We start from the raw sequence: 13,673 nt of genomic DNA, 5'->3' as shown, positions 1-13,673 counted from the left end.
AAAAGTCCTAACATATTAGTTAGGACTTTTAAAAATATATAATATTTTAATTAGTTACGTCTTTTTCCTTTTCCTTTACTCTTAGAACCAACTCTAGACATAGCACATCTAAATCCGATATAGTCTGTTGCCATATCTTGTGGGAAGTAACGTCTTTGAGCAGGATCAATCCAGTAAGCTCTATCTCTCCAAGAACCACCTTTATATACTCTAACCTTATCATTAATTAATGATGTTCTATGATTAGACTTATCGTATTCTCTTAGCATGTTACCAGCAGAATCAACTTCTACGTTATGCTTAGGAGAGTTATACATTTTTCTTGTTTCTTTATCACTAGACTTGGTTGAAGCAGCATCGTCTTCAGAAAAACTTTCTCTATAGTATCTAGAAGAATTTTTATCTCCATCTCTATAGTTTCTGTTATCACTAGCATCGAAGTTTGTTCTTAAATAGGTTTCATTTTCGTCAACCGGAACCGTTACAATCTCACCTGGAAGGTTTCTTGCAATAACTTTACCGTTACTAAGTGTATCGTAAACAATCTCTTCAGTAGTAGCTATTTTTACAGTACCATCTTCGTTGATAGCGTTTTTAGAATATACATTACCTCTGTAGTAGTTGAAATCGTTAAACTCATCATCAACAATAGGTCTGTATACATCTGCTACCCATTCAGCAACATTACCAGCCATGTCATAGAGACCATGATCATTTGGCTCATAAGATTTAACTTGGTTCGTAATATCGGCACCATCATCTGACCATCCAGCAATTCCACCGTAATCACCTTTTCCTTGTTTGAAGTTAGCTAACTGATCACCTTTCCACTTACGCTTACCAGATCTTGTGTACTGGCCATCCCATGGATATTTTTTACGACCTCTGTATACGTTGTAGCTTCTTAATTCAGAAAGACCAAGAGCAGCGTATTCCCACTCTGCTTCCGTTGGAAGTCTATAATCTGGAGAAATAACACCTGATTCTCTTCTAGCATATACATCTACTTCGTTACCATCGTCATCAGTTCTAACTTTTCGCTTACCACCCTTTAGGATTTCTTCGTTTCCTCCGTAAGTTTGAGATGGTGCATTGATATATGTGTCTGTATTAAAGTTTGAATCTGCAGTAACATCAGAAGATACCTTAGCATCTCTTTTGATATATCCAGCATCTTCAAGATACATTTCATTAACTCTGTCTGTTCTCCAGTTTGCAAATTCTACAGCTTGAATCCAGCTTACTCCAACTACAGGATATTCTGCATAACCAGGATGACGTAGATAGTTTTCTGTCATCATTTCTGCATAACCTAAACGATTTCTCCAAACCAATGTGTCTGGTAGAGCACCTTGATAGATTAATGCAAAATTTGGATCATCTGGTGGATATACATTCTTTAACCAATCTAAGTACTCCATGTACATTAAATTAGTTACTTCAGTTTCGTCCATGTAGAAAGACTGAATGTGCTGTTGATTAGGACTGTTGTTCCAATCGTGCATAGGGTCGTCTTGTACTTTACCCATTGTGAAAGTACCACCCTCAACAAATACTAAACCAGGAGCAGTTGCTTGTTCTTTGAACTTGGTATTGTACTGAAAACCTCCTTTTTTATTGTTAATACTCCATCCTGTTGCACGTGAACTATTGGATGAATTTGAGGATCTTTTACAACTAAACATCGCCAATGATAGCGTTAGGGCTAATAGAATCCTTACGTTAAAGACATTTTTCATATCCATACTTTTAAGTAAGCTAGTTAAATTTTGACTCGCAATATAGTAATTAAAGGTAAAAGTGCAACGTTTTTTTTTGCCAAAATGTAAAAAAAAGTGCATTTCATCCCACTTTTTTAACATAATAACGGATTTTTACACTTCTCACCGATGTAATTTGTTTACCAATAACGAGACTAAAAAAGAATTATTGTTGTAATTTTGAATAAAAAAGTTTCGTACGATAATAAGCACAGGAACAACCCGTTATTTTACTATGAAAAGACTATCACTGACCTTAATTTTGCTTGCCCACTTTTTTATTTCGGCTCAGCAGAAAGAATTTAATATCGATTGGGATGGTACCATTCTCTTGAAAAATGACTACTCTACTATAGAATTACCATCATTTAATAAAGCACATTATAGCTATAGTAAAGAAGAAGGAATTATATTTTTTGCAGAATGGCCTATATCTGGAACTTTCAATGAGAATGCTATTTCACTATCCAATGTTTCTTATGAGACAATTACAGTAAATGACCTTAAAGGACTGGATAGAAACTCAATTCCTTCTGAACCTAAATTAATTTTGAAGAATGCTGTCGCTAGAGGAAAAACTTCAGCATTTTTGAAATTAACACCAATTATTAATGATAGGGGTGTGTATAAAAGAATTACATCTTTCTCAGTCAATTATTCTAATACAGGCAGAGATGGAAGTTCAGGAACTTCATCTGCAGATAGTCAAGAAATATTTAATTCGGTTTTAAGTACAGGGCAGTGGCATCGATTTTATGTCGAAAAATCTGGAGTTTTTAGATTGTCTAAAGATTTTCTTAGCCAATTGGGAGTCAATACTAATGTGGATCCGAGGACTATTAAGATTTTTGGTAACGGTGGTAGTATGTTACCACTGGGAAATTCTGCGGATTACCCATTAGACCTTACAGAGAATGCTGTTAAATTTGTAGGAGAAGAAGATGGTGTTTTCGATAACGGAGATTATATTCTTTTCTATGCTGAAGGGCCATTTGGTTTTAATGAAGAAAGTGAAACCAATATCAACCTTTTTACTGAAAAGTCTTACTACTATGTAAATGTTAGTAGTGGACTCGGAAAGCGAATTCAACCAATGAATCAGTCAGATCTGACACCAGATTTAACCATAGACACATTTCAAGATTATCAATTTTATGAAGTAGATGAATTCAATCTCGCTAAGCTCGGTAGAAGGTGGTTTGGAGATAGATTTGATATTGAACTAGAACGCACTTATGATTTCACATTCCCAAATTTAGACCCAACGCAACCAGCTAGACTTAAGGTGCTGGCAGCTGGTATATCTGAAGCTACAACCAGTATTGGAGTGTCAGTAAATGGTAATGAGATTGGAGTGATAAACTTCTCTGCCGTAAACTTAGAAGACTCAGTTCTGGCTAGTGGAAATCAACTAGATAGTAATTTATCTGTAAATTCAGATGATATCTCTGTGACTTTAACGTACGATAAAGCAGGTAATCCATCATCAAGAGGCTATTTGGATTATATTTCAATAGAAGCTACTAGAGCTTTGACGTTTAATAATGAACAGCTGATTTTTAGAAATAATAGTGTGGCAAGTACATCTGGTATAGTTGAATATACTTTAAGTAGTGCTTCCAATGTTGTTGAAATTTGGGATATTACAGATAAATTCAATGTAAACAGTATCATGAATACTGATCAGTCATCCCAATTCAGTTTCAATGCTCAGGCTGGAGAGCTTAGAACCTATTTAGCTTTCGACGAATTAGATTTTTACGAACCACTAAGAGATAATACAGCTTCAGTTACTAATCAAGATATTAAAGGAACAATTTTTCAAAATGCTCAAGGAGAATTTCAGGAGTTAGATTATATCATTGTTACGCCTGCTATATTTCTGAATCAAGCCGAAAGATTAGCTCAAATAAATAGGGATCAGTACGATCTTACGGTTAAAGTACTTACGCTCGATGATATTTATCAAGAGTTCAGTTCTGGAAACCCAGATATAGGAGCCATAAGAAATATGGTGAGATATGTATATAATAACGCTGTTTCCCAGAGTGGCAGACTTAAATACTTATGTCTTTTTGGGGATGGATCCTATGATTACAAAAACCGCATCCCTAATAACACCAATTTTGTACCATCATGGCATTCTATCAGTAGCTTTAGCTTAACTAGCTCATTTGTTTCAGATGATTTCTTTGGATTGTTAGATGATGATGAGGGTACAGATTTAACCGGTAGCGATAGATTAGATATAGCAGTAGGAAGAATATTAGCAGACTCCCCTCAAAGAGCCAAAGAGTTAGTAGATAAAATTGATGCTTATTACCAAAGAGAAGCTTTTGGCAGTTGGAGAAATAATTTCTTGGCAGTATCGGATGATGTAGATGAAGCTTGGGAGAATAGTTTGCAGGTAACCACCAATAATATAGCAGATTTTATACCTCAAGAAAAAACATTTGTTAATTCAGTGAAGATTTTGGCAGATGCTTTTGAACAAGAATCTTCGGCTGCAGGTGATCGCTATCCTGTAGTTAATGATGCCTTTAGGGAAGCCATTGAGGTTGGTGCACTTGTGGTGAACTATTTTGGTCATGGTGGAGAAGATGGTTTGGCAAAAGAAAGAATTTTCGATAAAAACGATGCTCAGGTCATAAATAATGTCTGCAAATTCAATTTGTTTGTAACTATCACCTGCGAATATACAAAGTTTGATGATCCAGGCAGGCCAACAGCAGGAGAGTTTACCTATTGGAATAAAGATGCTGGATCTATTGCATTAATTACTACAACTAGGCAAATATTCGTTACACCAGGAAGAACTATCAACGAAGAAATGGAGAAGCATCTTTTTGCTTTTGGGTCGAATGAATACCCTACAATGGCTGAAGCATTACGTTTGACGAAGGTTGATCCTTTAGTGTCCGGGATTTCACAAAAACGATTAGTATTTTTTATAGGTGATCCCGCAATGAAATTGGCTTTTCCAGAGCCTGATATCAGACTTACAATGATAAATGATGTTCCTATTGGAGGAAATACAGATGATCTTAAAGCACTAGATAAAGTGAAGCTTTCTGGCGAAGTTACTAATCCATCAGGTGATGTCCTTACAAACTTTAATGGTACTTTAACGGCTACCGTTTATGACAAATCTATTCAAAGGCAAACTTTAGGAAATGACAATACTACAGAAGGAGGTCAATTAATTATTTTAGATTTTGAAACTTTAGGAAATATAATATTCAAAGGTCAGGCAACAGTTGAAAACGGGCAATTCGAGTTTGAGTTTGTAGTTCCTAGAGATATTGGAATTCCTTTAGGCCCTGGTAAGGTTAGCTTCTATGCCGTAGAACAATCATTTGCTTTGGATAAAGCAGGAAGTAGTTTTGATATTTCAGTTGGAGGGATTAATGAAAATGCAGAAGCTGATGAAACACCACCACTTATTTCACTCTTTATGAATGATGAGAACTTTGTTTCTGGAGGTATTACAAATGAGTCACCTACATTATTAGCAAAGCTATCTGACGATAATGGAATCAATACAGTTAGTGGAATAGGTCACGATATAAGTGCAATCTTAGACGGCGATGAAACAAATCCATTTATATTAAATGATTATTATCAAGCCAATGTGGATGATTATACAAGTGGAACGGTATCATTTCCTTTTAGAGATTTAGAACCTGGATTACATACACTAACCTTCAAAGCTTGGGATGTCTATAATAATTCATCTACTTCAGAAATTCAGTTCATGGTCTTTGATGCAGATGAAACTCTAACAATTACAAATGTTCTTAATTACCCTAATCCTTTCGTGAATTACACAGAGTTTTGGTTCAATCACAATAGTACAGAACCATTAGATATTTCTGTGCAAATATTTACTGTTACAGGAAAATTAGTTAGAACACTAAATGGTCAAACAACCGGAGGGTCAAAAAACACCAGCTCTATATCCAAAGATATTGTTTGGGATGGCAGAGACGATTTTGGAGATAGAATAGGGAAAGGTGTTTATGTTTATAAATTGAAAGTACGATCTAATACACTTAATAAACAAGTTGAAAAAATTGAAAAACTTGTAATCCTCTAATAATAACTTATATTTGCCTTCGTTATAAAGTTTCCAACTTTAGACTCTGATATGAAATTGAACATGAAAAAATACGTTTTAGCCTTTATCACAATTTATAGCTTAAACCTTATTAATGCACAAGAAACAGTGATTTTTCCAGACCAATCATCTGTAATCACTACTGGTGTGCCATTTATGCTGATTGCCCCAGATGCGAGAGCTGCAGGAATGGGAGATATTGGTGTAGCTACTTCAGTAGATGGCTTTTCGCAACAATGGAATGCTGCTAAATATGCATTCTCTGAAACAAAATCTGGAATTAGCTTAAGCTATACCCCATACTTAAGTAAATTAGTAAACGATATTTCTATAGGGTATTTAACCTATTTTAATAGACTTAATGAAAACAGTGCAGTATCCGCAAGTTTTAAATACTTTAGTTTAGGTGAAATTACATTAACTCAAGGACCAGATGATCCAGGATTAAATGTAAAGCCTAATGAATTTACAGCTGATATTGCTTATACATTACGTTTAGCAGATCAATTTGCTATGGGAGTTACAATGCGTTTCCTAAGATCAGACCTTAGAATAGATCAAGTAGATCCAAATGCAAACGCTGCAAATACTTTTGGTGTCGATATTTCTGGATATTACCAAAGTGAAGAAGAAGCTTACAACGATTTTAATGGACGTTGGAGAGCAGGATTTGCAATTCAGAACATAGGACCAAAGTTTAAGTATGATGATGGAGGTAGAGAAAACTTCCAACCTACTAACTTAAGATTAGGTGGTGGATTTGATTTTATCTTTGATGAATACAACAAACTAGGAGTTACTGCTGAGGTTGCTAAATTATTAGTACCAACACCACCAGTATTAGGGTTTGTCGACACAATTCAAGAAGGTGATACAGAGCCAAACGGAGAGCAAGATCCAAACGAACCAACAATTATTGTTGAAGGACAAGATAATGATGTAAGTTTTATTAGCGGAATGTTCCAATCATTTGGAGATGCTCCAGGTGGATTTAGCGAAGAATTAAAAGAGTTTACTTGGGCATTAGGAGCAGAATATCTATATCAAGAATCATTTGCTTTTAGAGCAGGATACTTTAATGAAAGTGAAGATAAAGGAGCAAGAAAATTCTTTGCACTAGGTGCAGGATTTAAGTACAATATTATTAATGTAGATTTATCTTATTTATTCTCTGCATCTAAGGTTCAAAGTCCTTTAGAAAATACACTAAGATTCTCATTGACGTTCAATTTTGGAGATGGCGAGTATGATGAATATTAGTATTGATTAAAATATTATTTACTTAAAAACTATTGTTAACGCAATAGTTTTTTTGTCTAAACACATTAGGAAGTATGAAGAAAATTACTGTCGAATCAACGTTAGAAGTATACGATTCCCTTAATGAACTTCCATCAGATGTTCAGGAATTAATGCAAAAAGCTGTTGAAGCAAGAGACACTGCCTATGCGCCTTACTCAAATTTTACGGTTGGTGCTGCATTATTGCTCGATAACGGAGAAATAGTATCAGGTAGTAATCAAGAAAACGCATCATATCCCTCAGGGCTTTGTGCAGAGCGTACAGCGATTTATTATGCAGGAGCACGCTTCCCTAATGAGAAGATAATTAGAATGGCTATTACGGCATCAGCAAAAGATAAGGAAACCAAATCTCCAATTCCTCCATGTGGTGCTTGTAGGCAAGCAATTTCTGAGTATGAAGTAAAGCAAAACTCTGCAATAGAAATCTATTTTATGGGGAAAGTTGGTAAGGTTGCAAAATCCGATTCTTTGTCCAATTTACTCCCTTTTATTTTCGATAAAACTGTACTATAACGATTTAGTAAATTTATTTACTGCAATTAGGCTCAAAAATTACAAACTACTGTTTTTTGGTTCGTAACTAATATGCTATTTTTGTTATTCGTTTATAATTAATAGACATAACCAATGCAAAAAGTAACGAAAGAAACATATCTCAAATGGTACGAGGATATGTTGTTCTGGAGGAAATTCGAAGATAAATTAGCAGCTGTCTACATTCAGCAAAAAGTAAGAGGGTTTCTTCATTTATATAATGGGCAAGAAGCTGTTTTAGCTGGAGCATTACATGCTATGGATCTTTCTAAAGATAAAATGATAACAGCATATCGTAATCATGTTCAGCCGATAGGAATGGGCGTTGATCCAAAAAGAGTGATGGCTGAGCTTTACGGTAAAGCTACAGGTACTTCTCAAGGTTTAGGAGGATCAATGCATATTTTCTCAAAAGAGCATGGCTTCTATGGAGGACATGGAATTGTTGGAGGGCAGATTCCTCTAGGAGCTGGTATGGCATTTGGAGACAAGTATAACGAGACTGGCGCTGTAACCTTATGTTACATGGGAGATGGAGCTGTAAGACAAGGATCGCTTCACGAAACTTTCAATATGGCTATGAACTGGAAACTACCAGTAGTATTCATTTGTGAAAATAATGGATATGCTATGGGAACATCAGTAGAGCGTACAGCTAACCATACAGATATTTGGAAGTTAGGTTTAGGTTATGAAATGCCTTGTGGGCCAGTAGATGGAATGAACCCTGTAAAGGTAGCAGAAGCAATGCATGAAGCAATCGAGCGTGCACGTAGAGGAGATGGCCCTACATTCTTAGAGATGAAGACTTATCGCTACAGAGGACACTCAATGAGTGATGCGCAACACTACAGAACTAAGGATGAAGTTGAAGAATACAAAAAAATAGATCCTATAACTCAAGTAAAAGATATAATTCTAGATAAAAAATACGCAACAGAAGATGATATTGCAGAAATAGATAAGCGTGTTAAAGATTTAGTTAAGGAATGCGAGAAATTTGCTGAAGATTCTCCATGGCCAGAAAAGAACGTCATGTACGATGCCGTATACGAACAAGAAGATTATCCATTTTTACCTCATAAACTCTAAGCTATGGCAGAAGTAATTAATATGCCGCGACTAAGCGATACCATGGAAGAAGGTACAGTAGCCACATGGTTAAAGAAAGTTGGAGACAAGATTAATGAAGGCGATATATTAGCTGAGATCGAAACCGATAAGGCAACCATGGAGTTCGAATCTTTTTACGAAGGAACGCTACTTCATATAGGAGTGCAAGAAGGTGAAACTACTAAAGTAGATGAGCTTTTAGCAATTATAGGTGATGAAGGAGAAGATATTTCAGGATTGTTAGACGGAAGTGTTACGGTATCAGAATCTGCTTCAGAAGAAAGTGAAGAAACCGCAGATGTTTCAAATGATGATTCTTCAGAAGGAGGTAATGCTGAAATTCCAGAAGGTGTCACTGTGGTTACCATGCCTAGATTGAGTGATACCATGGAAGAAGGAACCGTAGCAACTTGGTTAAAGAAAGTTGGTGATGCAGTAGAAGAAGGTGATATCCTTGCGGAAATTGAAACCGATAAAGCTACTATGGAGTTTGAATCCTTTCAGTCCGGTACCCTATTATATGTAGGTCTTAATGAAGGAGAATCTGCAAAAGTAGATGCATTATTAGCTATTATTGGACCAGAAGGTACGGATGTAGCTGATCTGGCAAAAAACTATAAAGCGCCAAGTGGAGACTCTAAAGAAGAGACGCCAAAGGTAGAAGCTGCAAAACCAGAAGCAAAAGTCGAAGCTCCAAAAGCTGACACCCCAAAAGAAGTAACAACAACGTCTCCTAATGGACGCGTTTTTGCATCACCTTTAGCAAAAAAGATTGCAGCTGAAAAAGGTATAGACCTTGCCCAAGTACAAGGTACTGGAGAAAATGGTCGTATAGTAAAACGCGATGTAGAGAACTTTGTACCATCAAAAGCAGCAGCTAGTTCAGCACCAGTTGCCAAGTTTGTCCCAACTGGACAAGAGGACTTTGATGAAGTACCAAACTCAAGCATGCGTAAAGCTATTGCTAAGAACTTAGCAAAATCCAAATTCTCCGCACCACATTACTATCTAAATGTGGAATTTGATATGGCGAATGCTATCGCTTTTAGAGCACAATATAATTCACTGCCAGATACCAAAATATCGTATAACGATATGATTGTGAAAGCATGTGCACTGGCTTTACGTCAACATCCGCAAGTGAATTCTCAGTGGTTTGATGACAAGATGCGATTAAATAACCATGTACACATTGGTGTGGCTGTTGCTGTGCCAGATGGCTTAGTAGTTCCTGTGGTGAGATTTGCTAATGAGCAAAGTCTAACGCAGATAGGAGCAGCTGTTAAAGATTATGCTGGCAGAGCAAGAAACAAGAAGCTTACCTTAGATGAAATGGAAGGCAGCACCTTTACTATCTCTAACTTAGGGATGTTTGGTATAGAAAGCTTTACATCAATAATTAACCAACCAAACTCTGCAATACTGTCTGTTGGAGCCATTGTAGAAAAACCTGTGGTTAAAGATGGAAAAGTAGTTGTAGGACATACAATGAAGCTTACGATGGCTTGCGACCATAGAACCGTTGATGGTGCTACAGGAGCGCAATTCCTTCAAACATTAAAAGGATATATTGAAAACCCTGTTACGATGTTGGTGTAACAGCAAAATTTATATAAGACATAAACCTGTTTCAAACCTTTGAAGCAGGTTTTTTAGTTTAAGTGTTTTGTTTTAAAAACGTAGAAGGTAAGATTCCAAACTGCTTGGAAAAACATTTTGAAAAATACGTAGGCGAATTAAATCCAGTTTCAAAAGCAACATTGGCAATAGTTCCTTTACGATTGTACAACAATTTTAAAGCACGTTGTAAGCGGAGTTTTTTAATGAAACTATTTGGAGGCAACCCCGTTAGAGATTTAATATTTCTATTAAGCTGAGAGTTGCTAAAACCCATTTTCTGACTAAAGTCCGTAACACTAAACTGTGAATCATTCCAGTGTTCTTCCACAAAGGACATCAAACGTTTTAAAAAATCTTCTTCCCTAGGTTTTAGGCTTCTAATTTTATCCTTATTGAGCTTAGGATTGTGATGGACATCTTGATAAATTGAGTTCACTTCAGAAGAAATAACAATATCTCCCGAAACGACTTCACAATAATAAGTTGCCATTCTAATAGCTTCATCCACCAATTTAGCTTTAGAACTATTAATTCCAATATTCAATATTTTGTATGAACTGTCAAAGCTTGGAGTAACGTATTTCGCGTTGTGTTTAATCTTCAATGCACAAGAAATAGCATCATCAACAGAATTGAATGTAACCAAGTATATATTGGTTTTCAGATGTTTTTCTTTGCCACGATGTTTACTGATGGTTTTATGAATACTATTTTGAAGACGTTGGTAAAACAAATCAAATTGAAGACTATCAACCCTATTAAAATAGTTGCTAGATTCAATGACCATTAAGACCTGTAATGGAGTATCTATGAGATCATGCCTGTTGGTGTCAGTTGGCATAAATGCTTTGTTTTCTACAAGTTACTAAATTTATTGAAATGTTGAATAGATTAGCGGCAACTGGAAATCTATTTTTTTATCTTTAAGCTTTAATTTTTATAGTATGAAAAGACTTTTATTTTTTGTAGTGAGTTTTGCGCTGATACTTGGATGTGGCACTAAAAAAGTTGTGCCTTCCGAAGTAATAACAAAATCAAGTATCCAGTCTAATCTCGAATATTTGGCTTCAGATGAATTGGAAGGAAGAAACACGGGAACTCCAGGTATTGAAAAAGCAGCCGTTTACATAGAGAACTTTTTTAAGAAACATAATGTTAAACCATATTTTGAAACCTATCGAGATACATTCAACATAGGAGAAATAATAGGATACAATGTTGTTGGTGTGTTAGAAGGCAATGATCCAGAATTGAAAAATGAGTTTATCATTCTTGGAGCGCATTACGATCATATAGGAAAGGGACAAGAAGTTGATGGCGATGTTATAGCCAATGGCGCTAATGATGATGCATCTGGTACAGTAGCTGTTATGGAATGGGCTAAATATTTTTCCAAATCAAAAAGTAATAAACGAAGTATCTTGTTTACACTCTATTCAGCAGAAGAAATGGGACTCAAAGGATCTATACATTTAGCTGAACGTTTGAAGAAGAGTAACTTTAATTTGTATACCATGATTAATTTTGAAATGATTGGTGTGCCAAGAGCAGCTGATAAAAGCATATCGTATATGTCTGGTTACGAACGCTCAAATTTTGCAGAAACATTGAACAGATATGCCGGAGAAGAAATTGTTGGATTTTTTCCAAAAGCCAGAGAATTTCAACTTTTCATGAGATCTGATAACTATCCATTCTACAGTCAGTTCAAGGTTCCAGCTCATGCTATCTCTACGTTCGACTTTACAAATTTCAACTACTACCATCATGTTGATGATGAAGCCGATAAAATGGATTATGATCACATGACCAGTTTTATAACTAAAATGGTTCCCGCATTAGAAGGCATGATGAATGCACCAACCAAGGAAGTCGTAATGAATAATGAGTAAAAATGTAATCATAACAGGAACTAGCAGAGGAATTGGTTTTGAACTCGTACATCTATTTGCTAGTCAAGGACACAATGTTTTGGCGTTGTCCAGAAATGCACAGCCTGTCAGTAATTTGAATTTCGATAATATCGCTTCATTTTCTTTCGATCTTAATAATGAAGACGATTACAATAAAGTAAAAACATTTATTGATAATGAATGGAAGCAAGTAGATATTCTTATCAATAATGCAGGAACACTTCTGAATAAACCTTTTTCAGAAACTACTATGGACGATTTTGAAAATGTGTATCGTACCAATGTTTTTGGAGTTTCAGAAATGATCAGAATCGTTGTACCATACATGAATAAAGAGGCGCATGTAGTCACGATAAGCTCCATGGGTGGCGTACAAGGAAGCATGAAGTTCCCTGGCTTGTCAGCATATAGCTCAAGCAAGGGAGCCGTAATTACACTCACAGAATTACTGGCGGAAGAATACAAAGAAACAGGTCCTGGATTTAATGTGTTGGCACTAGGTGCTGTACAAACCGAAATGTTGGAAGAAGCTTTTCCAGGTTATGAAGCCCCAATTACAGCTAAGGAGATGGCATCTTATATTTTTGATTTTGCCTTGAATGGCAACAAACTGTACAACGGTAAATTACTTCAAGTTTCTAACTCAACACCCTAATTAGTGTCAAAATACAAAGCCGTTATATTCGATTGTGATGGTGTACTGGTCGACAGCGAATTGATCGGTAACGGTGTTCTTGTTGACCTAGCTAATACTTATGGCGCAAACATTACATTGGAATATGCGCTAAAGCATTTCAAAGGGAATTCAATGCGTGTATGCTATGATAAAATCAGTGAGTTAGCCACAGAAAAGCTTCCAGATGATTTTGTAGACATGTACAGAGAGAAGTCTTTTGAAGCATTCAAATCGGATATTAAACCTATAAAAGGCGTTGAAAATGTATTGAATAACCTAGACTTACCATATTGTGTAGCGTCTAGCGGACCAGAGAATAAAATCAGATTAAATTTAGAGTTGACGGGGCTCTTGCCTTATTTTGAAGGTAAGATATTTAGTTGCTATGCGATTCAGAAATGGAAGCCAGACCCTTCTATTTTTTTACTAGCCGCTGAAGCAATGAACGTATCACCAAAAGATTGTCTTGTTATTGAAGATAGCCTTCTTGGAATAGAAGCAGCCAATAGAGGGGGTTTTGATGTCTTTGCATATACCGAGCACGATTATAATGACGAGTTATCCGAAAAATCTACTGCTGATTTTGATAATATGGCTGATCTTGTAAAAATGATTTACATTTAATTATATTTGAAA

Annotated in this window: 10 protein-coding genes; 8 read left to right on the top strand and 2 right to left on the bottom strand. The window is 35.8% G+C overall.

What is annotated here, in order from left to right; genetic code table 11:
• Nucleotides 1-50 precede the first annotated feature (50 nt).
• Entirely contained in the window at nt 51-1,745 is a 1,695-nt protein-coding gene (gene gldJ, locus NCE97_RS09900) for a gliding motility lipoprotein GldJ (RefSeq protein ID WP_353778953.1), read from the bottom strand.
• A gap of 250 nt (nt 1,746-1,995) precedes the next feature.
• On the opposite strand from gldJ, the gene porU reads away from it, so the two are divergent.
• The 5 genes from porU to NCE97_RS09875 all read left to right on the top strand — a co-directional run bounded on the left by porU (nt 1,996) and on the right by NCE97_RS09875 (nt 10,427).
• A complete protein-coding gene (gene porU / locus NCE97_RS09895; RefSeq protein WP_353778952.1) occupies nt 1,996-5,856 on the top strand; it encodes a type IX secretion system sortase PorU in 3,861 nt (1,286 codons plus the stop codon).
• Between the two features lie 63 nt (nt 5,857-5,919).
• Nucleotides 5,920-7,137 carry a type IX secretion system outer membrane channel protein PorV gene (porV, locus tag NCE97_RS09890; RefSeq protein ID WP_353778951.1) on the top strand — a complete coding sequence of 406 codons (1,218 nt, stop codon included), beginning with the start codon at nt 5,920-5,922 and terminating at the stop codon, nt 7,135-7,137.
• 74 nt (nt 7,138-7,211) lie between these two features.
• Entirely contained in the window at nt 7,212-7,694 is a 483-nt protein-coding gene (gene cdd, locus NCE97_RS09885) for a cytidine deaminase (protein ID WP_353778950.1), read from the top strand.
• A 114-nt stretch (nt 7,695-7,808) separates the two neighbouring features.
• Nucleotides 7,809-8,807, top strand: coding sequence for a pyruvate dehydrogenase (acetyl-transferring) E1 component subunit alpha (gene pdhA, locus NCE97_RS09880; protein ID WP_353778948.1), 999 nt, complete (start codon nt 7,809-7,811; stop codon nt 8,805-8,807).
• Between the two features lie 3 nt (nt 8,808-8,810).
• Nucleotides 8,811-10,427 (top strand): pyruvate dehydrogenase complex dihydrolipoamide acetyltransferase, encoded by a 1,617-nt coding sequence (locus tag NCE97_RS09875; protein ID WP_353778947.1) that lies wholly within the window; start codon nt 8,811-8,813, stop codon nt 10,425-10,427.
• A 58-nt stretch (nt 10,428-10,485) separates the two neighbouring features.
• On the opposite strand, the gene NCE97_RS09870 is transcribed toward NCE97_RS09875, so the two are convergent.
• The gene (locus NCE97_RS09870; RefSeq protein ID WP_353778946.1) at nt 10,486-11,289 is read right to left on the bottom strand and encodes a helix-turn-helix domain-containing protein; all 804 of its coding nucleotides are present in this window, start codon (nt 11,287-11,289) and stop codon (nt 10,486-10,488) included.
• 103 nt (nt 11,290-11,392) lie between these two features.
• Here NCE97_RS09870 and NCE97_RS09865 point away from each other — a divergent pair, with 103 nt between their 5' ends.
• Genes NCE97_RS09865 through NCE97_RS09855 form a run of 3 tightly spaced genes read left to right on the top strand, consistent with a single transcriptional unit; the run spans nt 11,393 to nt 13,661 of the window.
• Complete coding sequence (locus tag NCE97_RS09865; RefSeq protein WP_353778945.1) at nt 11,393-12,340, top strand: M20/M25/M40 family metallo-hydrolase; 948 nt, start codon at nt 11,393-11,395, stop codon at nt 12,338-12,340.
• The gene (locus NCE97_RS09860; protein WP_353778944.1) at nt 12,333-13,016 is read left to right on the top strand and encodes an SDR family NAD(P)-dependent oxidoreductase; all 684 of its coding nucleotides are present in this window, start codon (nt 12,333-12,335) and stop codon (nt 13,014-13,016) included. Before NCE97_RS09865 ends, NCE97_RS09860 begins: the two co-directional genes overlap by 8 nt.
• Before the next feature lie 3 nt (nt 13,017-13,019).
• Nucleotides 13,020-13,661 carry an HAD family hydrolase gene (locus NCE97_RS09855; protein ID WP_353778942.1) on the top strand — a complete coding sequence of 214 codons (642 nt, stop codon included), beginning with the start codon at nt 13,020-13,022 and terminating at the stop codon, nt 13,659-13,661.
• The last annotated feature ends 12 nt before the right edge of the window (nt 13,662-13,673 follow it).

Source organism: Winogradskyella sp. 3972H.M.0a.05, assembly GCF_040493455.1.
In the GTDB taxonomy this organism is placed as follows: Bacteria; Bacteroidota; Bacteroidia; order Flavobacteriales; family Flavobacteriaceae; genus Microcosmobacter.
This window is presented reverse-complemented; position numbering and strand designations above follow the sequence as displayed.